23 protein-coding genes and 2 pseudogenes are annotated in these 22,761 nt (G+C 50.1%); 24 read left to right on the plus strand and 1 reads right to left on the minus strand.

Annotated features, from left to right (window positions below; all coding sequences use genetic code 11):
* Nucleotides 1-101 precede the first annotated feature (101 nt).
* From DXA13_RS03770 to DXA13_RS03875, 23 genes and pseudogenes are all read left to right on the plus strand, one after another.
* Nucleotides 102-419 carry a PadR family transcriptional regulator gene (locus DXA13_RS03770; protein WP_118242001.1) on the plus strand — a complete coding sequence of 106 codons (318 nt, stop codon included), beginning with the start codon at nucleotides 102-104 and terminating at the stop codon, nucleotides 417-419.
* Complete coding sequence (locus tag DXA13_RS03775) at nucleotides 419-1,153, plus strand: DUF1700 domain-containing protein (protein WP_118242002.1); 735 nt, start codon at nucleotides 419-421, stop codon at nucleotides 1,151-1,153. The genes DXA13_RS03770 and DXA13_RS03775 overlap by 1 nt, the downstream gene beginning before the upstream one ends.
* Nucleotides 1,150-1,950, plus strand: a complete 801-nt coding sequence (locus DXA13_RS03780) for a DUF4097 family beta strand repeat-containing protein (RefSeq protein WP_118242003.1) — start codon at nucleotides 1,150-1,152, stop codon at nucleotides 1,948-1,950. Before DXA13_RS03775 ends, DXA13_RS03780 begins: the two co-directional genes overlap by 4 nt.
* Before the next feature lie 16 nt (nucleotides 1,951-1,966).
* Entirely contained in the window at nucleotides 1,967-2,164 is a 198-nt protein-coding gene (locus DXA13_RS03785) for a PspC domain-containing protein (RefSeq protein WP_118242124.1), read from the plus strand.
* Between the two features lie 107 nt (nucleotides 2,165-2,271).
* Nucleotides 2,272-2,499, plus strand: coding sequence for a small, acid-soluble spore protein, alpha/beta type (locus tag DXA13_RS03790; protein ID WP_118242125.1), 228 nt, complete (start codon nucleotides 2,272-2,274; stop codon nucleotides 2,497-2,499).
* A 75-nt stretch (nucleotides 2,500-2,574) separates the two neighbouring features.
* Nucleotides 2,575-3,614 (plus strand): annotated as a pseudogene (gene cbiD / locus DXA13_RS21480) (cobalt-precorrin-5B (C(1))-methyltransferase CbiD).
* A gap of 109 nt (nucleotides 3,615-3,723) precedes the next feature.
* The gene (locus DXA13_RS03805) at nucleotides 3,724-4,812 is read left to right on the plus strand and encodes a cobalt-precorrin 5A hydrolase (protein WP_118242006.1); all 1,089 of its coding nucleotides are present in this window, start codon (nucleotides 3,724-3,726) and stop codon (nucleotides 4,810-4,812) included.
* On the plus strand, nucleotides 4,812-5,525 hold the full coding sequence (gene cobK, locus DXA13_RS03810) for a precorrin-6A reductase (RefSeq protein WP_118242007.1): 714 nt from the start codon (nucleotides 4,812-4,814) through the stop codon (nucleotides 5,523-5,525). Before DXA13_RS03805 ends, cobK begins: the two co-directional genes overlap by 1 nt.
* On the plus strand, nucleotides 5,522-6,319 hold the full coding sequence (gene cbiE, locus DXA13_RS03815) for a precorrin-6y C5,15-methyltransferase (decarboxylating) subunit CbiE (protein WP_118242008.1): 798 nt from the start codon (nucleotides 5,522-5,524) through the stop codon (nucleotides 6,317-6,319). Before cobK ends, cbiE begins: the two co-directional genes overlap by 4 nt.
* Entirely contained in the window at nucleotides 6,316-6,876 is a 561-nt protein-coding gene (gene cbiT, locus DXA13_RS21485; protein WP_243008956.1) for a precorrin-6Y C5,15-methyltransferase (decarboxylating) subunit CbiT, read from the plus strand. The genes cbiE and cbiT overlap by 4 nt, the downstream gene beginning before the upstream one ends.
* A gap of 55 nt (nucleotides 6,877-6,931) precedes the next feature.
* A complete protein-coding gene (locus DXA13_RS03820) occupies nucleotides 6,932-8,380 on the plus strand; it encodes a cobyrinate a,c-diamide synthase (RefSeq protein ID WP_243008957.1) in 1,449 nt (482 codons plus the stop codon).
* A 29-nt stretch (nucleotides 8,381-8,409) separates the two neighbouring features.
* The gene (gene cobT / locus DXA13_RS03825; protein WP_118242126.1) at nucleotides 8,410-9,525 is read left to right on the plus strand and encodes a nicotinate-nucleotide--dimethylbenzimidazole phosphoribosyltransferase; all 1,116 of its coding nucleotides are present in this window, start codon (nucleotides 8,410-8,412) and stop codon (nucleotides 9,523-9,525) included.
* The gene (locus DXA13_RS03830) at nucleotides 9,522-10,058 is read left to right on the plus strand and encodes a bifunctional adenosylcobinamide kinase/adenosylcobinamide-phosphate guanylyltransferase (protein ID WP_118242009.1); all 537 of its coding nucleotides are present in this window, start codon (nucleotides 9,522-9,524) and stop codon (nucleotides 10,056-10,058) included. Before cobT ends, DXA13_RS03830 begins: the two co-directional genes overlap by 4 nt.
* A 68-nt stretch (nucleotides 10,059-10,126) precedes the next feature.
* Entirely contained in the window at nucleotides 10,127-10,894 is a 768-nt protein-coding gene (locus tag DXA13_RS03835; RefSeq protein WP_118242010.1) for an adenosylcobinamide-GDP ribazoletransferase, read from the plus strand.
* A gap of 58 nt (nucleotides 10,895-10,952) precedes the next feature.
* Nucleotides 10,953-11,339: a bifunctional adenosylcobinamide kinase/adenosylcobinamide-phosphate guanylyltransferase gene (locus tag DXA13_RS03840; RefSeq protein ID WP_118242011.1), complete on the plus strand. Its 387-nt coding sequence runs from the start codon at nucleotides 10,953-10,955 to the stop codon at nucleotides 11,337-11,339.
* Between the two features lie 41 nt (nucleotides 11,340-11,380).
* Nucleotides 11,381-12,323, plus strand: a pseudogene (cbiB, locus tag DXA13_RS03845) (adenosylcobinamide-phosphate synthase CbiB).
* Nucleotides 12,324-12,399: 76 nt separating this feature from the next.
* Nucleotides 12,400-13,458 (plus strand): histidinol-phosphate transaminase, encoded by a 1,059-nt coding sequence (locus DXA13_RS03850; protein ID WP_243008958.1) that lies wholly within the window; start codon nucleotides 12,400-12,402, stop codon nucleotides 13,456-13,458.
* Nucleotides 13,455-15,071, plus strand: coding sequence for a response regulator (locus DXA13_RS03855; protein ID WP_118242012.1), 1,617 nt, complete (start codon nucleotides 13,455-13,457; stop codon nucleotides 15,069-15,071). Before DXA13_RS03850 ends, DXA13_RS03855 begins: the two co-directional genes overlap by 4 nt.
* Nucleotides 15,068-16,066 carry a galactose ABC transporter substrate-binding protein gene (locus DXA13_RS03860; RefSeq protein ID WP_118242013.1) on the plus strand — a complete coding sequence of 333 codons (999 nt, stop codon included), beginning with the start codon at nucleotides 15,068-15,070 and terminating at the stop codon, nucleotides 16,064-16,066. Before DXA13_RS03855 ends, DXA13_RS03860 begins: the two co-directional genes overlap by 4 nt.
* 6 nt (nucleotides 16,067-16,072) lie before the next feature.
* A complete protein-coding gene (locus DXA13_RS22750; RefSeq protein ID WP_347559684.1) occupies nucleotides 16,073-16,876 on the plus strand; it encodes a cache domain-containing protein in 804 nt (267 codons plus the stop codon).
* Entirely contained in the window at nucleotides 16,849-17,862 is a 1,014-nt protein-coding gene (locus DXA13_RS22755) for a sensor histidine kinase (protein ID WP_347559685.1), read from the plus strand. Before DXA13_RS22750 ends, DXA13_RS22755 begins: the two co-directional genes overlap by 28 nt.
* Nucleotides 17,862-18,833, plus strand: coding sequence for a substrate-binding domain-containing protein (locus tag DXA13_RS03870; protein WP_118242014.1), 972 nt, complete (start codon nucleotides 17,862-17,864; stop codon nucleotides 18,831-18,833). Before DXA13_RS22755 ends, DXA13_RS03870 begins: the two co-directional genes overlap by 1 nt.
* A gap of 25 nt (nucleotides 18,834-18,858) precedes the next feature.
* On the plus strand, nucleotides 18,859-19,908 hold the full coding sequence (locus DXA13_RS03875) for a galactose ABC transporter substrate-binding protein (RefSeq protein ID WP_118242015.1): 1,050 nt from the start codon (nucleotides 18,859-18,861) through the stop codon (nucleotides 19,906-19,908).
* On the opposite strand, the gene DXA13_RS03880 is transcribed toward DXA13_RS03875, so the two are convergent.
* Nucleotides 19,887-20,744, minus strand: coding sequence for a YihY/virulence factor BrkB family protein (locus tag DXA13_RS03880; protein WP_118242016.1), 858 nt, complete (start codon nucleotides 20,742-20,744; stop codon nucleotides 19,887-19,889). The two genes, DXA13_RS03875 and DXA13_RS03880, sit on opposite strands and share 22 nt — an antisense overlap.
* 277 nt (nucleotides 20,745-21,021) lie before the next feature.
* Between DXA13_RS03880 and DXA13_RS03885 the strand changes: the two genes are divergently transcribed.
* A complete protein-coding gene (locus DXA13_RS03885; RefSeq protein ID WP_118242017.1) occupies nucleotides 21,022-22,761 on the plus strand; it encodes an ABC transporter ATP-binding protein in 1,740 nt (579 codons plus the stop codon).

The raw sequence follows: 22,761 nt of genomic DNA on the forward strand, positions 1-22,761 counted from the left end.
TAATATGAGATTTAAAATCATATTATATAATTAAATAATATTGTGGGATTTAAAACACAATTAAAAACCGGCATGAGCCGGGAAGAAAGAAGGGAGAGCACATGATATTCAACACGGGAGCAGCACTTCTGGATGCGATCGTCCTTGCTGTAGTATCCAGGGAATTGAACGGAACATATGGGTATAAGATTACCCAGGATGTGAGAGATGTTATTGATATATCAGAGTCTACCCTGTATCCGGTATTGAGACGCCTCTTAAAAGAGGAATGTCTGGAGGTCTATGATCTGGCAATTGACGGCAGAAACAGGAGATATTACAAAATAACGGAAAAAGGCAGGGTGCAGCTTAATTTATATCAAGGGGAATGGGTAAAATACTCAGGAAAGATTACAAAGATTCTGGAGGTGGCAATCTGATGAGGCAGGAAGAATTTATGAAGGAACTGGAATATCTTCTTCAGGACATAAAAGAAGAAGAAAAAGAAGATGCCCTGCAGTATTACAGGGATTATCTGGATGAGGCCGGCCCTGAGAATGAAGAACGTGTGATCAGCGAATTCGGCAGCCCGGAACGGATTGCCGCAATCATACGGGCAGGGATCAGCGGAAATATGGAAGAGGGCGGAGAATTTACGGAGACGGGATATGGAGACGACCGTTTTAAGGACCCGAACTATCAGATTCAGAAGAGGATGGATCTGCCGGAGGAAAAAGAAGTTTATGGAAATAAGCAGACAGATAAGAAACAGGAAAGAAAGTTGGACAGAATGAACCCAACGCTTAAATTTATTTTACTAGCACTCTGTATCGCCCTCGTGGCGCCGACTCTTCTGAAGATGGGAACAGGAGTGGCAGCGACGATTGTAGGCAGCATTATGGGAATCTGTTTCTTCTTTATCTGTATCGGACTGGTGGCTGGCTGTATTATTCTGGGAGGCGTAGCGTTTTGTTTTTTCGGACTGGTAACTATGTTCGGCGCGTTCTTTGAGGGGCTTATGCTGATAGGGATCGGATTGCTCCTGATCGGAGGCGGATGCTTTGCCATGGTTCTGGCCGTGTGGTTTTATGGAACGGCTGCTCCCTGGATTTTTCGGAAAACAGGGGATCTGTGTGACAGAATCTTTCACAGGGAAAGGGGAAAACGCGTATGAAGAAATTTACGAAGATATCACTGATTGCCGGAACGGCATGCCTTGTAATTGGAACGGCTGTGCTTACCGTGGCGTTTGCTCTGGATACCAGACTGCATGAAGAGATTAAAAGGGCAAAAAACGAGATTGCCGCAGAGGTTATGAAAGAGAGTACGTACCATATACAGCCGGTCCCTCAGACACCGCCTTCCTCTTTCAGTGAGGACGGATCGGAAATCGTATTCGAGGGGATAAAAAAGATGGAGATCGAGGTGGACGGAGGCGCCGTACAGGTGGTACAGGGAGCAGAAGGTCCGGCGATTACCGTATCTATTTCTGATGAAACAGGCCGGTCTTCCTGCTATGAGGAAGAAGCAGGTGAACTGAAGGTAAAGATGCAGCCTGCAGGAAGCAATCGTATCGGTGAAAAAAGACAGATTCAGGTCTTTGTACCGGAAGGTTATGAATTCCAGGAGGCAGAATTCAAGGTTAAGGACGGGGTGCTTGATGTAGAGTCCGTGTCGGCAGGTAAGCTGGATATCGAGGTCGAGTCCGGTGTGGCAGAATTTTCTCAGGTTACGGCTGAAAGAGAGATGGAAGTGGAATGTGAGTCCGGTGAGCTGAACATTTTTGTAAATCAGGCAGAGAGCGATTTTGACTATACAGTCAAGGCAAAAATGGGAGGAATCCTGCTTGGCGGTCAGTATTATGGAGACGGTAAAGGCGGAGAGTGGAATTCCAGCAACGGTTCCGGAAGGAAAATGAAGCTGGAATGTGATACAGGCATGATTGCAGTTGAATTTAAGGATGAAGAATGATATGGAGGAACAGATGATGGAAAAACGATTATACCGTTCGGAAACAAATAAGATGCTGGCGGGTATCTGCGGGGGGATTGGAGAATATTTTAATGTAGACCCTACGATCGTAAGGCTTATATTTGCCGTTTTATGTATCAGCGGACCGGGAATTCTGTTTTATCTCGCTGCGCTTGTGATTATTCCAAAGGCCCCTAAGGATACGTACTGCTGATTGAATATTGGGCATAGAAACGGGCATACTCTCGGAAGAAGTACTGTAAGGAAGGCCTTGCGCCGTCCTGTCAGGACTTAATTCTGGAAAGGAGTATGCCTTTTATTATGTCTGAAAATAAAAAGAAAAAAACGGAAAAAACGGGGTTCGACCCAAGGGATCTGAAACCGGAGGATATGCTGAAATTTGAAATAGCAACGGAACTGGGGCTGGGAGATAAGGTGATCCAGGGCGGCTGGAGAAGCCTGACGGCCAAGGAGAGCGGCCGAATCGGCGGCCTGATTACGAAACGTAAGAGAGAGCTGAAGAAAGAAGCCGTTGAAAAGAATGATTGAAAGACAAAAGAAAATCACATATAATGTAGGATAGTTACGGGTAAGATTTCCGGAAGAAACAGATGGGAGAAACAGATGGAGAAAAAGCCAAGGAGCGGATTTACCACCGGAACGTGTGCTGCCGCTGCTGCCAAGGCAGCGGCTTTTCTTTTGTGTTCCGGAAAGCGTATGGATCAGGTGCATATCATGACGCCAGGCGGCAGAGAGACCGTGCTGAAGATACAAAATACAGAAAAGAAAAGAGACTTTGTCCGCTGTGCGGTCATAAAGGATTCAGGCGATGATCCTGATGTTACGAACAGGACTCTGATCTGTGCGGCAGTACAACGGATTCCGCTGTTTCGGGTCGGGCAGCAGGCTGACAGGTGGTATGGCAGTGAAGCATATCCCGGCGTTTATGTGACGGGAGGAGAAGGGATTGGAATTGTGACAAAACAGGGTCTGTCCTGTCCTGTGGGAAAACACGCGATCAACCCTGTGCCCAGAACGATGATTCTGGAAGAGGTCTTCCGGATGAAAGAGGAATGGGGGGAAACGGAGCCGCTACTCGTTACCGTGGAGATACCGGCGGGAAAAGAACTGGCTGAGAAGACGTTTAATCCCAGACTGGGAATCGAGGGCGGGCTTTCTGTCCTGGGAACCACGGGCATCGTGGAACCGATGAGTGAAGATGCCCTCGTGGCAACTATCCGTCTGGATATACATATGAAGCTGCCGGCGGCTGCCGGTATCTGATCCTGACACCAGGAAATTACGGTGAGACATTTTTAAAAGAACAGAAGGGGATTTCGCTGGAGACGGCTGTTAAATGCAGCAATTTTTTAGCGGAGTCCATGAGGATTGCAGCGGATGAAGGGTTTACCAGGGGACTGTTTGCAGGACATGCAGGCAAGCTGATTAAGGCGGCAGGCGGTGTGGAAAATACCCATTCCAAATATGGAGACAGGAGGATGGAAATCCTGTGGGACTGTACGAAAGAATGTCTGGCGAGCGAAGAGATGGGGACGGAGGAAGTGGAAGAACTCAGAAAGAAGATCCTTTCTTCCAACACGACGGAAGAGGCGCTATCCTTCTGGAGGAAAGAAAAATCAGGCGGAAGGCGGGAGCTGTCATAGCAGAAAGGATCAGAAAACAGATCGCTTTGTGGACGAACGGGAGGCTCTCGATGGACGTAATCGTGTTTTCCAGTGAACTGGGCGTTTTGGGAGAAGCAGGAGGAGAAGAATGAAGGTAGCTGTCATCAGTTTTACAAGATCAGGAGCGTCTGTCTCACAAAAGCTTTTGGAGGCTCTGGGAGACAGGCATTCATGCAGGGTATACATAAAAGATAAATTCCGGACGGAATCTATGATCGACGGGCGAATTGAGAATTTGGATGAGAACGCAGGCAGCTGGATGGAAAAGCGTTTTCAGGATACGGACGGAATCATCTGCGTGGGGGCAGCTGGAATTGCTGTCCGTCTGACTGCACCGTGTCTGCGTGACAAGATGACGGATCCTGCCGTTGTGGCGGTGGATGAGCAGGGAAAATTTTCCATACCTCTCCTTTCCGGACATATGGGCGGGGCGAATAAACTGGCGGCGGAGGCAGCAGAGGCTTTGGGAGCTGTTCCTGTCATCACTACGGCTACCGATTTGAATGGAAAGTTTGCAGTGGACGTGTTTGCAGGAGAAAATGGGCTGATTCTGACAGACCGAATGATGGCAAAGGAAATTTCAGCACGTATCCTGGAAGGGGAACGAATCGGAATCATCAGTGATTTTCCAATCGAGGGGCGGCTTCCGGATGAACTCTTTTTCATCTCGAAGGAGGAAGCGGAGAAGGAGGGAACTCCGTCGATTGCAGTTACGGTGAATCGTCTGGAAAGCAAAAACAGAAAGATTCTGAAGCTGATACCAAGAAATGTGGTTCTGGGGATCGGCTGCAGAAAACAGGTGTCTGCCGGCGCTGTTTGGGAGGCGGCAGAGCGGTTGCTGACGGAAGCGGGAATTGATGAGAGGAGTGTCTGCCTCGTAGCGAGCATAGACAAAAAGGCAGATGAGCCTGGAATTGCCGCTCTCGCAGAGCGGCTGGGTACAGAATTTGTGACATTTACGGCTAAGGAGCTGGAGCACGTTCCAGGTGAATTTCACGAATCGGAATTTGTGAGGAACACGGTGGGTACAGGTAATGTCTGCGAACGGGCGGCAGTGCTGGCAGCCGCAGACAGGGAAGGACGGTACGGCCGTCTGACGGCAGGAAAGATACGGATGAACGGAGTCACCGCCGCAGCTGCGGTAAAAGAAATGAAAATCAGGACAGGGAGAGAATAATGGCAGAAATCATGATTTTCGGAGGAACGAGCGAAGGGCGCCGCCTGGCGGAATCCTGTATAGACAATGGAATTGCGGCTGTTTACAGCGCAGTTTCCGAATATGGAGGCAGTCTGCTGCCGGAAAGCCCGCTGCTTGAAGTTCAGGAGAAAGCGCTTACGGAAGCTGAGATGAAAGCGTGGATGGAAGAAATTCAGCCGGATATGGTGGTGGATGCCACCCATCCTTACGCGGCATGCGTATCAGAATACATAAAAAAGAACTGCGGGCTTCTGGGAATCAGAAGGCTGCGCATCGTCAGAGAAGAATCTGCGTCAGGGTGGGATGGGATCGTATCTGTCCGTTCCGCAGAGGAAGCAGCCGGCTATCTTTCCGGCAGAGCGGGAAATATTCTGGTGACTACGGGAAGTAAAGAGCTGGAGACATTTACGAAGGTCCCGGGGTATGAGGAACGGCTGTTTGTAAGAGTCCTTCCTTCTGTGGAGGTGCTGAAAAAGTGCAGCAGTCTTTCCATCAGAGGAAAGCACGTGATTGCCATGCAGGGACCGTTTTCCAGGGAGATGAACGCGGCCATGATGCGCCAGCTGAACATTCGCTTTCTGGTGACAAAGGAAGCGGGAGCGGCCGGGGGATTTGCGGAAAAAATCAGCGCAGCTGAAGAACTGGGCATACAGGCGGTGGTAATCGGCCGTCCGGTGAAAGAAGAGGCGTGAGCGTAGCCGAGGCAGAAAAGGTGCTGTCAGAGTACGGTACGGGCCGGAAAGAGAAAAAAAACGGAAGATCAGAGTCAGGGGAAAAGCCGGAAGAAAAAAAGGATTTAAATGAGAGGAGAATCTTCCTGGTGGGAATCGGTATGGGCGGACCGGGCCAGCTGACGGGCGCAGCCATATCCTGTATCCGGGAGAGCCAGGCTGTCTTCGGCGCGCCCAGGATGTTAGAAAGTGTAAAAGCGTATGCCTCCCATCATCAGCTCATAGGGGAATATGTGCCGAAAGCGGTCATTTCTTGGCTGAAATGCCATCCGGAAATTATGCGGGCGGCTGTCGTCTATTCCGGTGATACCGGCTTTTACAGCGGCGCCTCCGGCCTGGAGGCGTATATCAGTGAAAGGCGGGAAAAAGGAGAGGAAGGATTTGAGACGGAGATTATACCGGGAATACCGACGGTTTCCTATATGGCCTCCAGGCTGAAACGAGAGTGGCAGAACGTTCTTCTTCTGAGCAGCCATGGCCGGGAATGCAGGATCGAAGAGGAACTGGAACGGATGGAAGAAAAGAACGCTGTTTTTCTTCTCTCAGGCGGTAAGAACGGGGTTAATGAACTGTGCAGGCGGCTTCAGATGGCAGAGGTTAGGCGAGGAGACGTGTACACCGTCTTTGTAGGAGAACGGCTTTCTTATGAAGACGAGAGGATCAGGAGCGGCAGGCCAGGCGAGCTGAAAGAGCTGAAATTTGCCCCGCTGTCCGCCGTCTGGGTGGAAAAGGAATGCAGGAGGAATAAAGGATGAGAGATGAGGTGTTTTTGAGAGGGGACGTGCCCATGACGAAAAGCGAGGTGCGTGCCGTATCTATTTCCAAGCTGGAATTGTCTGAGTCTTCTGTCCTTTACGACGTGGGGGCCGGGACAGGCTCTGTTTCCATAGAGAGCGGACAGGTTATCAAAAGCGGCAGAATATTTGCCATAGAAAAAAATCCGGAGGCCATCCGGCTTCTGAAGGCTAACAGGGAGAAGTTTCAGACAGAAAATATGGAAATTATAGAAGGGACGGCTCCAAAAGCAATGGAGGGCCTGGCCGCGCCTACCCATGCGTTTCTGGGAGGCACATCCGGTAATGTGGATGAAATCCTGGACGTGCTACTGGAAAAGAATCCGTCGGTCAGAATTGTCATAAATGTAATCGCTGTAGAAAGCCTCTGTCTGGCGGTGGAGAGCCTGAAGCGCCGGGGCATCGAGCCGGAGATCGTATCCGTACAGGTGGCGAAGGCGAGAAAAGCAGGAGCATATCACCTCATGCAGGGACAAAATCCTGTCTATATCCTTTCATTTGGAGGAAATGAGAATTAAATCAAATTGATGAATATTGGTTGGAAAAAATGAAAATAACCAGAGGTGATGTGACATGTACGGAAGAATTATGGTGGCCGCGCCAAAAAGCGGAAGCGGAAAGACGCTTCTGACCTGCGGCCTTTTAACCGTTATGAAAAACAGAAATTTATCGGTACGCGCTTATAAGTGCGGGCCGGATTACATAGATCCCATGTTCCACAGGCAGGTACTGGGTGTGCCGGGAGGCAACCTGGATTCTTATTTTTCAGGGGAAGAAGCGATCAGGAAACGTATCCGGAACGAAATGAAGAATACGGATATTGCCGTAATGGAAGGCGTAATGGGATATTATGACGGCCTGGGAGGAAACAGCACCCGGGCCAGTTCCTACGATATTGCCCGGATTACAAAAACACCGGTGATACTGGTCATAGATGGAAAAGGGATGAGCCTTTCCATGGGGGCGGTCATCAAGGGCTTTCGGGAATATCGGAAGGACAGCAGAATCGCCGCGGTGATTGCCAACAGGACGAATCCCATGATGGAAAGCCGGCTGAGATCATGCGTGGAAGAACAGGGAGTAGCATTTTTAGGCTGTCTGCCTGCACTGGACGACTGGAGATGGGAAAGCCGCCATTTGGGCCTTATGCTGCCGGATGAGATTGGAAATGTGAGGGAGACGGTAGAACGCCTGGCGGAAGGGATGGAACGCTATCTGGATATCGGCCGCCTGCTGTCCATTGCTTCAGAAGCGGAGAGCCTGTCCAGCGGCGAAAGCCAGACGGACGGCGTAAATCTGAAAGACGACGTAGATCTGGCGGGCGATGAGAACCGGAGCAGCTCTCCGGCTGAGAACAAAACGGTAAAAATAGCTGTTGCCATGGATGAAGCCTTCTGTTTTTATTATCAGGAAAATCTGGCCATGCTGGAGGAACTGGGAGCGGAGCTTCTGTATTTCAGCCCGATGCGTGATGGGAAGCTTCCGGAAGAAACGGACGGACTTCTTCTGGGCGGCGGATATCCGGAAAGCTGCGCCCGTGAGCTGGCAGAAAACAGCGCGATGAATGAGGCGGTCAGAGAGGCGGCGAAAAACGGAATGCCGATCAGTGCCGAATGCGGCGGTTTCCTCTACCTTCAGGAAGAGCTGGAAGGGGAAGACGGCCGTTTTTATCCCATGGCAGGAGTGCTGAAGGGAAAGGGATTCCGTACGGGAAAGCTCAACAGATTCGGCTATATTGAACTGACGGCCGGCAAGAATGGCGGTTTTATGAAAGCGGGAGATACCATACGGGGCCATGAATTCCATTACTGGGACAGTACGGAAAACGGCAGTTCTTTTCATGCGGAAAAGCCAGCTGGAAAAAAAGGATGGGACTGTATCCGTACAGAATTAAATATAACGGCAGGCTTTCCCCACCTGTATTACCCATCTGGGCCGTCTTATGCAAAAGGATTTGTACGGTCATGTGTGGAATATGGGAAATACAGGAGATACAAAGGCTGCCGGACGGAGAAGAAGTGACAGGGAAGGAAAGGAAGTTGTTGGAAAATATGGAGTTAATGGAGAAACTGAAAATGATATCACCGTCGGATGAGAAGGCAAAGGCTCTGGCTGCTGCCAGATGGAACGCGGTGGCGAAACCGCTCCACAGCCTGGGAGTTCTGGAGGAGGATATCATTAAAATTGCCGGTATGACGGGCAGCGCGGACATTTCGCTGGGGAAAAAGGCCCTTGTCGTCATGTGCGCCGACAATGGAATCGTGGAAGAAGGAGTTACACAGACCGGCCGGGAAGTGACGGCGATTGTGACGGAAAATTTTACGAAGGGAGACACCTGTTCCTGTATTATGGCGGGACACGCCGGAGCGGACGTATTTCCGGTCGATATCGGAGTGGCGGGAACTCTGGAAAACTGCGGCAGCGTTCATCCTCTGCTGAGCAAAAAGGTGATGTGGGGAACGAACAACTTTCTGAAAGGTCCCGCTATGACGAGGGAACAGGCAGAGGAGGCGGTGATGACGGGGATCCGCCTGGTGGAAGAACTGAAAGAAGAAGGATATGGCATCATTGCAATGGGAGAGATGGGGATCGGCAATACGACCACCAGCAGCGCAGTGGCATGCGTTCTTCTGGGAAGGAATCCGGAAGAAGTGACAGGAAGGGGAGCCGGCCTTTCCGACCAGGGACTGCATAGGAAAATTTCCGTAATCCGGGAAGGAATCAGGGAGAGAAAACCGGACCCTTACGACGGCCTGGACGTACTCTCCAAGGTGGGGGGGCTGGATCTTGCCGGACTTGCCGGCGTCTGCCTTGGCGGTGCGGTTTCACGGATTCCTGTGGTAGTGGACGGATTTATCTCCGGCGCAGCTGCCCTGGCGGCGGCTGCAATCTGCCCAAAAGCCTCTGATTACATGATCGCTTCCCACGTATCGGCAGAGCCTGCAGGAAAGATGGTCCTTTCCGCCCTCGGCCTGACCCCGGCCATCGAAGCCGGAATGTGCCTGGGAGAAGGCACGGGAGCGCTGGCATTTCTGCCCCTGCTGGACATGGCTCTTTCCATCTATACGAAGATGAGTACGTTTCAGGATATTCATGTGGAAGAATATCAGGAGTTTCCGGAAGATGAAAACCGAAAGAGCGAGAAAGAAGGGGAACAGGACGAATGATGACGGTAGTCACTGGCGGGAGCGGAAGCGGGAAATCGGCTTATGCGGAAGAACGGGTGCTTTCGTTGAAGGGAAGGGGACGGATCTATCTGGCGACTATGATTCCATGGGATGAGGAGTGCAGGAGGAAAATTGAACGCCACCGAACCATGCGGGCGGAAAAGGGATTCGTCACGGTGGAAAAATATCGGGACATCCACGAGGCAGATATACCCGGGGGAAGCACGGTACTGCTGGAATGCATGTCCAATCTGGCCGCCAATGAACTGTTTGGCGGAACGGAGATTCAAAGAGACAGGGAAAGAGAGCGGGCGGAGCAGACCGCGGAAAAAATCATCATGGGGGTAAAAGAGCTTTTGAGACAGTCGGAAAATCTTGTTGTAGTCACGAACGAGGTGTTTTCCGACGGAAACCGGTACGACAGGGAGACAGAGTGCTACAGGCGTCTTCTGGGCAGAATAAATGAAACGATGGCATCGATGGCGGACGAGGTGGTGGAAGTCGTTTATGGAATCCCGGTAGGTCTGAAATAGAGTTTGACGGGCAGTAAAAAAAGCCCTATACTGTTAAATGGAAAAGGACAGAAAAGAGAGGACGAAAAGTGAAGATATTCGGAAGTATGGCGATCGCTTTTTCCATGTATTCCAAGATTCCAATGCCCAGGACGGATTGGACGAAAGAGCGGATGGAATATGCCATGTGCTTCTTCCCCCTGGTGGGAGCGGTAATCGGAATCCTGTATCTCATCATGTGGAGGGCGGCAGCTGGGGCCGGGCTTTCGGCTATGGCGACGGCGTGTTTTGGAACGGTTCTGCCTATACTGGTGACAGGCGGAATCCACATGGACGGTTTTGCAGATACGGTGGATGCCCTTTCTTCTTACCAGCCGATGGAAAAAAAGCTGGAGATATTAAAGGATCCCCATGCAGGAGCATTTGCTGTGATCGGATGTGTGACATATATGATACTTACGGCCGGACTTTTTTCGGAAATAAATGAAAGGGGCATTCTGCTCCTGGCCGGAGTTCCCGTGATGAGCCGGGCATTCAGCGGACTGTCCGTAGTGAGATTTCCGAAGGCTAAAAAGAGCGGCCTTGCGGCCATGTTTGCCGACGGCGCAAGGACGGGAGCCGTTACGGCGGCGATGGCTGCATATCTGGTCCTGGCGGTTATCTGGTTTTTTGCGGCCGGAGGGCCGGCGGCGGCAGTTATTCTTGCGGCAGCGGGAGCCTTGGGATTTATCCATTACTACTGGCTGGGAAAGAAGCAGTTCGGCGGAATTACAGGAGATATTGCAGGTTATTTCCTTCAGCTGGAAGAACTGATTCTCCTTTTTGTAATTGTCGTGATTACAAAAGCCGGGATATAAAGGGGCGGTAGACATATGGACTTTGGCAGATCAGAGCAGACAGCAGGAGTGAAAGAAAATGAAGTTTGTTACAGGAGGAGCCTGGCAGGGAAAGAAAAGGTGGGTATTGTCTGCCATGGAAGGAATTCAGTCCTTTGCGGACGGAAGAGACAGCTCGTATGAAGAGGCTGAGAGCCGGCAGGCGGTTCTGGCGTTTCATGAATACATCCTGAGGATGGTTCAGGAAGGCCGGGAAGAGGATGAGATTATTGGATTTACAGCTGGCATAATCGAAAAAAATCCGGATGTTGTCATTATCATGGACGAAATCGGATATGGAATTGTGCCTCAGGACGCGCAGGAGCGTAGATACCGTGAGGCGGCGGGAAGAACGGGACAGTTTCTGGCAGCCCGTGCAGAAGAGGTGTACCGTGTGGTGGCGGGAATCGGACAGAGAATCAAATAGACGGCGGAAATAGACGCAGAACAGAAAGACGGGAAAGAATGATGGCGCCATTGGCAATCGGTTTTCTGCTGGATTTGCTGCTGGGAGATCCCCATGGATGGTACCATCCGGTTAGGAGTATTGGCAGTCTGATCAGCAGATCAGAAAAAATAATAAGAAAAGCAGTCCCTGCCACAAGGGCAGGTGAGACGGCAGGAGGAATTCTTCTCTGTGCCGTTGTAACAGGAGCAGCGTCAGGTATGGCTGTAATCCTTCTGTGGGCGGCCGGCCTGGCCGGTTTTTGGGTACGTCTTGCACTGGAAAGCGTGATGTGCTATCAGCTTCTGGCGGCGAGAGCTGAGAGATGAGAGCATGAAGGTATATAAGGCGTTGAAAAAAGGAGATGTGGAGGCGGCGAGAACGGCGGTTTCCATGATCGTAGGCCGTGATACGTCGTGCCTGACGGAAGAAGGCATTACAAAGGCTGCGGTCGAAACAGTAGCGGAAAATACATCGGACGGCGTGATTGCCCCTCTGCTTTTCATGGCAGTGGGAGGCGCGCCTCTTGGATTTTTTTATAAAGCAGTAAATACCATGGATTCCATGGTCGGTTATCACAATGAAAAGTATGAATATTTCGGCAGGGCGGCAGCCAGGCTGGACGATGTGCTGAACTGGATTCCCGCCAGAATATCGGGTATTCTCATGGTTTTTTCCTCATTTCTTCTGGGATTTGACGGGAAAGGGGCATGGAGAATTTATTGGAGAGATAAGAGAAACCATAAGAGCCCCAATTCCGCCCAGACAGAGGCGGCCTGCGCAGGAGCGCTGGGGCTGCAGCTGGCAGGTGACGCCGTTTATTTCGGCCGGGTGGTAAAGAAACCGACGATCGGCGACAGGAAGCGCCCGGCAGAGGCGGAGGATATCAGGCGCGCCAACAGGATGATGTATCTGGCGTCATGTCTGGCGCTGCTGATGTCTGCGGCAGTATGGATGACAGTTTAAGGCTTCAGGATAACGGTTCAGGGCGGCTTAGATGCCTATCGTCCCGTCCCGCCAGTATGGAGAAAGGATGAGAAACGTGGCAGAATACCTGCATGGAGGAGATATATACAGCCAGGAAACAGAACTGGATTATTCCGCAAATATAAGTCCGCTGGGACTGCCGGACGGAGTGAGGCAGGCGGTTATGGCAGGGCTGGATTCGTTTTCCGTTTATCCCGACAGCCAGTGCAGGAAGCTGATTAAGGCTCTGGCAGTTCACCATGGGGTGAAGGAAGAACGGATTATATGCGGGAATGGTGCGGCCGACCTGATCTTTCAGATCATTCAGGCCGTAAAGCCGAAAAAAGCATTGCTTACTGCGCCGTCGTTTCTGGAATATGAGCAAGCGTTAAAGGCGGCTGGCACACGGATCGTTACGTGCGTCATGAAAAAAGAAGAAGGATTTCAGCTGGATCCAGAGCGGTGGATATCCATGCTGGACAGTTCCATAAATATTGCATTTCTGTGCAATCCCAATAATCCGACGGGCTTTGCTCTGCCGAAGGAAACGGTGAAAAAGATGGCAGAGGCGTGCAGCAGGAACCGGACGGTTCTCGTAGTGGATGAATGCTTTAATGAATTTCTGGATGATCCGGAGGCCAGCTCCGTTTTGGAAAGCATCGAGGATTACCAGGGGCTTTTCGTGCTGAAGGCGTTTACAAAGCTCTATGCTATGGCCGGCTTCCGTCTGGGATATGGGATAACAGGCAGTCAGGAGCTGATTTCTGCCATGGAGGCGGTAAGACAGCCATGGAGCGTGTCGGGAATTGCACAGGAGGCGGGGACGGCAGCGCTGAAGGAAAAGGATTACGTCAGCCAGGTGCGGCTGCTTGTACGGGAAGAACGGGAATATCTGAAAAAAGGTCTTTCAGACCTTTCATTTACAGTATATGATTCCAAGGCTAACTACCTGTTCTTTTGGGTCCCGGATGACGAAGATGGAGAAAACAGCCTGTATGAGAAGATGAAGAAGCGCAAAATCCTGATCCGGTCCTGCCATAATTATGAGGGCCTTCAGCGGGGATATTACCGCATCTGTGTGAAGGACAGGAAGAGCAACGAGAAACTGCTGACCGCATTGGAGGACATACGATGAATTTATACAGAATTATGCTGGTGGATGACGAAGAAGAGGTGCGCAAGAGTATTATTAAGAAGATCGACTGGGAGGCGGCTGGTTTTCAGGTGGTGGGTGACGCGGAAAACGGCGAAGACGCTCTTGAAAAGCTGGAGAATCTGGAAGCGGACGTCGTGCTGACGGACATCCGTATGCCCTATATGGACGGCCTCACGCTGACTGAAAAAATCAGCCAGAAATACCCATTTACAAAAGTGGTGATCTTCTCTGGATTCGACGATTTTGAGTACGCCCAGAAGGCCATCAAACTAAATGTGACGGAATATATTCTGAAGCCGGTCAATGTAGAAGAGCTGACGGCGATTTTGAAGAAAATAAAAAAGAATCTGGACGAGGAGATTGAACAGAAGCGGAATGTGAATACTCTGCGGGAAAGCTACAGAAACAGCCTGCCGATCATCAGAGAGCACTATCTGAACGATATGGTCCGGGGCGAGGCGGATGAAGAAGAGATTGACAGGAGGCTTCTGGAGTACGGGATCGATATTCTCGACGCGAAGAAATGGCTTATTGCTGTAGCCGACGTGGAACGGGACGGCAGAGGCGGACGGGAGACGTTGTCCCTTCATCGAGAAAGGGAGCTGATTCCGATATCGGTAAAAAAGATTATGGAAGAAAAGCTGGAAGATTACTGCCGGTTCACCATGTTCAATTCCTCGACGGAAATGGTGCTGATTGCGGCGATCGACGGCGAGAATACTCAGACGGGGATGATGGAGCTGCTTGTGGATATATGCAAGGAATGCGCGAGAATTCTGGAAGTAAAGGTTACGATCGGCGTGGGAGAAAGCTGTTTGGATTTAAGGGATATGAAGCGCTCCTTTCAGACGGCGATGGATGCGCTGGGATACCGGGCGATCGTAGGCGAGGGAAGCGTGATCTATATCAATGACGTAGAACCGGTCAGCCGCGGCAAGCTCCAGTTTTCGTCGCAGGAAGAATCAGAGCTCATAGCGGCCATCAAGTTTGGACCAAGGGAAAAGATCGAACGGACGGTATTCGGCGTGGTGGAAAAGATGGATGATGCAAAGGTCCATTTCCGCCAGTACCAGGCGTATATTTTAAGCGTTATGAATACGGTTATTCAGCTCATTCAGCAGTATGACTTAAATATTACCGAGATGTTCGGTTCGGACAGGGACTACTTTGAAATCATAAGCAGCCTTCAGAAACGGGAAGATTTCTGTACATGGCTGACAACCTCTGCCGTGAGGATCAATGAGGCGATCAGCGAAGAGCGTACGAATACGACGCGGAATGTCATTCAGGAGGCAAAACAGTACATTTTGGATAATTACCATGATCCGGAGCTGTCCGTAGAGAAAATATGCCGCCATCTCCATATGAGCCCGGCTTATTTCTCCACGATGTTCAAAAAGGAAACGGGACAGGCCTATATCGCATATCTGACGGATGTAAGGCTGAATAAGGCGGTGGAACTGCTGAATAAGACGGATGACAAGACATATGTCATTGCTTCCAAGGTAGGCTACCAGGAACAGAATTATTTCAGCTATGTGTTTAAAAAGAAATTTGGAGTTTCGCCTACAAAATACAGGGGTGCAAAATGAAAATAAAATGGCTGGTTACAGCTTTCTGCTGCGTCATTTTCCCTCTTACATCCTGCAGCGGTTCGCCGTCCAATCCCGGCGTTGCCGTACAGGAAAAAGAGGGAGAGTCCATAACGGTCGGAATCAGCATCTATGATTATGACGATGATTTCATGACCCTTTACAGGGAAGAACTGAAAAAATATCTGGACGAAACGTATGGCGCCGAGGTGAAAATCGCAGACGGGGGCGGTAGCGCGGCCGTTCAGGACAAACAGCTGGAGGAATTTATAAAAACAGCTCCCGATGTTATGATTATAAATCCTGTGGACGCTTCCAGGACGGAAAGAATGGTAGATCTCTGTTCGGAGGCTGGAATTCCGGCAGTATTTATCAACCGGGAGCCGCCGGAATCGGAGATTGAACGATGGAAGGCAGAGAAGATCGGCGCGTGCTACGTAGGAACAGACCAGACCCAGGCCGGGACGTATCAGGGCGAAATCGTGCTCAGCATGCCGGATCACGGAGATATCAACGGCGACGGGATCATTTCGTGCATCGTGATAACGGGAGAGGCCGGCAGTCAGGAGGCTGCGTACCGTACGGAATATGCGAAAAAAGCGATGGAAGACGGCGGATACGAGGTTGAAACTCTCTTTGAAAAGGCAGGCAACTGGCAGGAAGATGAAGGGGAGCGCCTTGCTGCGGAAGCGCTGGCGCAGTACAAAGATGAGGCGGAAGTGATCCTGTGCGGCAATGACGCCATGGCCATCGGCGCGGAGCGGGCTCTGAAAAGATCGGGACGCACGGTGGGAAAGGATATCTATCTTATGGGAGTAGACGCCCTGGAACCAGCAGTAGGCATGGTAAGAGATGGAAGAATGACGGGCACCGTTTTAAATGACTATAAATCCCAGGCTCATATGGCAGCTGACGCAGCCGTTAAAATGGCCGGTGGAGAAAAGTATGACAGGGTAAGCCGCGCAGGCTATATTAAAATCGTTATGGGGGAGTAAAAGAGCATGCAGAGGTTCCCGTTTAAGAAAAAAATCGGGCATATGGGTATCCGCTATACCATATTCACCTATTTTACAGTAACTGCGCTGGTAGCAGCCGTGCTGATCGGCATTGCAATGTATCAGCAGATGTCGGCGCAGCTTTCCATTGCAATCGAAGAGGAAAACAGGAATCTGGTGAGACAGGTGGGGCGTTCTGTGGACACGTATCTGAGAACGATCATGAAGCTGTCGGATTCTCTCTATTATGGTACCATAAAGAATGCAAATCTCTCAGATGGCTCTATCAGCCAGGAGATCACGCTTCTTTACGATAATAACAAGGAGAGCGTGGATAATATCGTACTGTTTTCAAAAGAGGGGACAATCATGGAATCCGTGCCGGCCGCAAGGCTCAAGACGAGAGTGGACGTGACGAAGGAAGCGTGGTTTGAGGGCGCTCTCGCCAGGCCGGAAAATATCTGGTTTTCTACCCCTCATGTTCAGTATATTTTCGACAATGCCAGCGGACAGTACCGGTGGGTCATTTCCATGTGCAGGGCTGTAGAGATTACGGAAGGGCCGTTTACAAACCAGGGCGTTCTGATGCTGGATCTGCGTTACAGCAGTCTGGAACAGATGCTGAGTGATGTCAAGCTGGGCAATGACGGATATCTGTATCTGATCAGCGGAAGCGGGGAGATCATCTATCACCCTAAGGCTCAGCTGATCGACTCCGGCCTGGCACAGGAAAACAATTTTCAGCGGCCGCATACAGAGACGGAAGCCATCGGGAAACATTTATGGGGCGGGAACGTGTCGTTACGGTGAAGACCGTGGGATATACGGGATGGAGAATTGTCGGCGTCACGCCCATGACAGGATTTTCCCTGAGCAGGCTGAAAACGAAGCTGTTCATCGTCTTTATTGTGGCCCTGTTTCTCTTTATTCTGACCATGATTAACGCCTATATTTCGTCTAAGATAACGGATCCCATCAGAGAGCTGGAAAAATCGGTCAATGAGCTGGAAGCAGGCGATCTGAACACGAAGGTATATGTGGGCGGCTCCTATGAAATACGCCATCTGGGAAAATCCATACAAAATATGGCGACTCAGATCAGGGCGCTGATGAAAGATATCGTAGCGGAGCATGAATCGAAACGAAAAAGCGAGTTTGACACCCTCCAGTCCCAGATTAATCCTCACTTCCTGTACAATACGCTGGATATTATCGTGTGGATGATTGAAAATGAGAAAAAGGGAGACGCAGTCCGCGTTGTAACGGCACTGGCCAGATTTTTCCGAATCAGCCTCAGCAAGGGAAAGAGTATTATTCCGGTGAGGGATGAGCTGGAACACGTGCGCAATTATCTCATGATCCAGCAGATGCGTTTTAAAAATAAATTCACCTATGATATTGATGCTCCGGATGATGTGCTGGAACTGGCCAGTTTAAAGCTCATGCTCCAGCCAATGGTAGAGAATGCCATCTACCACGGAATGGAATTTATGGATGGAGACGGCGAAATCCACATACGCGTCTGGAGGGAAGAGAAGGACCTGTATTTCAGCGTCGGGGACAATGGGCTGGGAATGACGGAAGAACAGGTTGAGCGCCTGTTTCAGGACTCTGACCACGTGCCTTCCAAGAGGGGATCCGGCATTGGAGTGCGCAATGTAAATGAGAGAATCCGCCTGTACTTCGGAGAGGATTACGGTCTGACGATTGAGTCGGAGCCGGATGAAGGCACAACGGTGATTCTTCATCTTCCGGCCGTTTTATATCAGGAAATCCTGCAGAGGGAGGGGAGATAATGTCAAAGAGAGAAAAAATCGGGTGGGTTTGCTCTGTAATCGTGCTGATTCTTCTGTTCCTGATGTCATCGACCAACCTGCTGATTAAGGAACGGGTACCGGAGATTCTCCCCATATCCGTCATCATACGGGATGACAGCGACAGCTTTTATCAGAACTTTAAAAAGGGGATGGATCAGGCAGCCAAGGAATATTCCGCCGATGTAAATTTTATCACTCTTTATGAGGATAATGATTCTCTGCAGCAGCAGATGATGATTAAACGTGAGATCGAGGACGGGGCAAAGGCAATCGTCCTGGCCCCCGTAAATGAACAGGATATCAGAAAAATGGTGGAAGGAAAGCAGCTGAACCGCCCGGTTGTGATGATCGATTCCCAGCCTGCCGGAGATCTTGCCGTTTCTGATATTTCCATGGATTATTATGAAGCGGGGGAACTGGTGGCTGAGGGGCTGATCCGCCATTTGGGGAGAGATATTCCTGTTTACCTGCTGACAAGCGGTCTGGATTATGGTCCGAACCGCCAGGTTTATGAGGGAGCTACTGCCGTATTGGAAAGAGCGGGGTACGATTACAGCCTGGTGGCAGGCCAGAGTGAAGACACATGCAGGGAACTGATCGAAAGCTTTGTTTACCCGGAAATGAGACCGTCTGCAATTATCGCGCTGGACGGCGACAGCCTTTCGAAGGCGTCGGAGATTCTGGCGGGGAGCACGGCATATCAGAGAAGTGTTTCAGGACTGTATGGAATCGGGGCAACGACAGCCGTTTTAAACCGTATGGATGAGGAGATCGTGGACGGGATCGTCGTCTGCAATCAGTATGACGCCGGGTACCTGAGCATACAGAGGGCTGTGGAGATGATCAACAATCCAGGAAGCAAGAGTACGGAAACTCTGAAAGCAAACTATATAGAAAAAAAGGATTTAAGGGCAAAGAGGTTTGAAAAGATGCTGTATCCAATTGAGTAACTGGAACGGCAGCGGGAGAGGTAATATGAAAAAAAAGAGAACATTCGGTGTAACATTACTGGCGGCTGCAGTATTATGCTGCGTGTGTGCGGTCTTCTTTTTCCATATGAAGGAGGATAAAAAGACAGAGGAAAAGGATGCGGTGCGCATTGGAGTTTCTGTCTATCGGTGGGATGATACATTTATTTCCAGCCTGAGGGCGGAGCTGGAAGCGATCGCCAAGAATTACGAGAAGGAAACGGGAATTAAAGTGACCATGGACATTTCAGACGCGAAGGAAAATCAGAATGTGCAGGACAACCAGATCGAGCGATTTATTTCCCTGGGCTGTGATGTACTGTGCGTCAATCCGGTTGACCGTTCGTCGGCGACCAACATCATTGGCCAGGCCATGGATGCCAACGTTCCTGTGGTGTTTTTCAACAGAGAACCGGTAGAAGAGGATATGAACCGGTGGGACAAGCTGTATTATATCGGAGCAGATGCAAAGGAGTCCGCGGTGCTTCAGGGGGAAATTGTAGCGGACTTTTACAGAAATAATCAAGAGCTTCTGGATGAGAACGGGGACGGGGTAGTGAAGTATGTCCTTCTGGAGGGGGAGTCGAGCCATCAGGATTCCCTGATCCGGACAGAGTGGTCTGTGCAGACCATAAGAGATGAAGGGGTGCCGATTGAAAAACTGACGGGAGGCATCGCCAACTGGGACAGAAATCAGGCGTCTGCCCTGATGGAACAGTGGCTGAAAGAATATCCGGATGAGATTGAACTGGTGATCTGCAATAACGACGATATGGCCCTGGGGGCGATTGACGCCATTGACAGGGAAGGAATCATGAAAAAAATCTATGTCGTTGGAATTGACGGGACACCGGTAGGAATGGAAGCGCTGGAAGCCGGGAAGCTTTTGGGAACGGTGAATCAGGATATTCACACGTATGCGGACGCGATTTTCCAGTCGGCGGTAGCGCTGGCATTTGGAGAAAAAGTAGAGGACAGGATAGACATCCAGGATGGACGGTACTATCGCTGCCCTCAAAAAGCACTCACTTCTTTTCAGCAGTCCTCGAAGCCATAGGGATGGAAGCTGCCTTCTTTGTAGCGGACGTAGAAATAATTGATTTCCGCCCCGACAAAGAGAATACAGATGCAGAAGTACAGCCACAACATAAGGAGTACGATTGCAGTCAGACTTCCGTAAGTGTAGGAGAAACGGCTGAAATGATTAAAGTAGATTGAGAAACCAAAAGAAAACAGGATCCAGCCCAGGCTGGAAAATACAGCTCCAGGCAACTGGAGCTTTAACTTTAGCTTTTTTCTCGGAAGAATCGCGTAGAGGCTGGTAAATGAAGTAATCAGAATAGCTACAGCGAGCAACGTGCGCAAATTTAATATATTCTGTGTAATCTCGGAAATAATCGGAATCGTATGAGCGATAAAGTTCTGTATGGCCGAGCCGAAAACGAGCAGCAAAAGGGACATGATACACATGATCAGAAATATAAATGTATATCCCGTACAGATTAAGCGTGACATGATATAGCCTCGCTTTTCCTGAGGACCCCAGATTCTGTTCAGCGCCCGTTCCATGCTCATCATACCTTTAGAGGCCGACCAGAGGGCGGTCAGTATGGTGATCCACAGGATCACGCCGGGAGAGTGGATATAGAGGTCCGAGATGGCGTTCTCAAGGAGAGGGCGCGACTTATTGATATTCGGAATCAGGGCGGCCAGGACCGTTATCAGCATATCGGCTGATAGATGGGGGACAAACTGAACAAGAGTCATCAGTACCATGATAAAAGGAAAAAATGACAGCACGATAAAAAAAGATGCCTGAGCCGCGTAAACGGTCATCTCGTCTTTAATGAATTTATCTGAAATTCGTTTGCATACAAGAATAAAAGGAATCATGGAGGAAAGCCCTTTCTATTAGCGTAATATCACAACCGGACAGTCTGGTACAGCCTGGTACAGCCTCCCTTCTGAAATGTAGAGCGCGGGACTGTTATATTGTATTATACTATCATTTCGGGAAAAAAATAGCAACAATACTTGTAGAGGCGGTACTTTTTTAGTATAATGTGCTGTGACTGTTCGACCTGCATATGACATTACTGTTTATAGAGTAAACAATAATATAATGTATGGTAAATCTTAAAATATATACAGAAACTGCGGAGGATGAAGGATGAAGAAATTGCTGAAATATCTGAAAGAATATAAACTGGAAAGTGTCCTTGGCCCGCTGTTTAAGATGCTGGAGGCCACCTTTGAGCTGTTTATCCCGCTTGTGGTGGCGAAAATCATCGATGTGGGTATTAAAAACCAGGATGGTGGTTACATCCTGAAAATGGGTGGAATATTAATTCTTCTGGGGATCGTAGGGCTTGCCGCGTCTCTGACGGCTCAGTATTTCAGCGCCAAGGCGGCAGTTGGATTTTCCACCGCCCTTCGAAACGATCTGTTTGCCCATATCAACAGCCTGTCCTATACGGAATTAGACAGGATGGGAACCTCAACCCTGATTACCAGAATGACCAGCGACGTCAATCAGGTGCAAACGGGACTAAACCTGTTTCTGCGCCTGTTTCTGCGTTCGCCGTTCATCGTATTCGGCGCGATGATCATGGCTTTTACGGTCGACGTAAAAGCTGCGTTTACATTTGTCGTTGTCATACCCGTACTTTCCGTCGTCGTATTCGGTATCATGCTGATCAGCATGCCGCTGTATAAAAAGGTACAGAGGCAGCTGGACAAGGTTATGCTGACGACGAAGGAGAATCTGGAGGGAGTCCGTGTCATCCGCGCCTTTAACAGACAGGAAGATGAAATCAGGCGGTTTGAAGAAGAGAACAATACCCTTGTAAAAATACAGGTGTTTGTGGGAAAGATTTCGGCTCTCATGAACCCCCTGACGTACGTTATCATCAACGCAGGCATTCTGGTTCTCGTGTGGATTGCAGGCGATCAGGTGAATAAGGGGATCATCAGTCAGGGTGAAACTGTGGCGCTTTGGAACTATATGTCCCAGATCCTTGTGGAACTGATCAAGCTGGCCAATCTGATTATCAATATTTCAAAAGCGCTGGCCTGTGCAAACCGCGTACAGAAGGTATTTGAAGAGAAGACGAGCATTGAGGAAAAAGCGGGGAGAACTGCGGGCGCGGAAGTTTCAGACGGCAAAGAATACAAGGTGGAATTTGACGATATCCGTTTCTATTATGACGGCTCAAAGGAGCCGGAGCTTTCCGGAATATCCGTAAAGGCCAGAAAAGGCGAGACCATCGGTATTATCGGCGGTACGGGCTCCGGAAAATCCTCTCTTGTCAATCTGATCCCGCGTTTTTACGACGTTAGAGAGGGAGCGGTCAAGGTGGACGGAACGGATGTAAAAGATTACGCACTGAGGGAACTGAGAAATAAAATCGGCGTCGTTCCACAGAGAGCGGTGCTGTTTGCGGGAACGCTCCGCGACAACATGAAATGGGGCAGGGAAGACGCTACGGACGAAGAAATATACCGGGCTCTGGACATTGCCCAGGCCAGAGAATTTGTGGACGGTAAGGGCGACGGGCTGGAACTGGCTATTACCCAGGAGGGAAAGAACCTTTCCGGAGGACAGAAGCAGAGACTCACGATCGCCAGAGCGCTTGTGAGGCAGCCGGAAATTCTAATCATGGATGACAGCGCGTCGGCGCTTGATTTCGCTACGGATGCGAGGCTGAGAAAGGCGATCCGGGAAGGTACGGAGGATATGACGGTTTTCATCGTATCTCAAAGGGCCACGACGATTAAGAACGCGGACAAAATCATCGTACTGGACGACGGCATGATGGCCGGCTGCGGCACCCATAAGGAACTTCTCAAAAACTGTGAGGTTTACCGGGAAATCTGTCTGTCTCAGCTTTCAAAAGAGGAGGTGCAGTAG

The sequence above is a fragment of the Clostridium sp. AM58-1XD genome (assembly GCF_003464085.1).
Lineage (GTDB): Bacteria > Bacillota > Clostridia > Lachnospirales > Lachnospiraceae > Lachnoclostridium_A.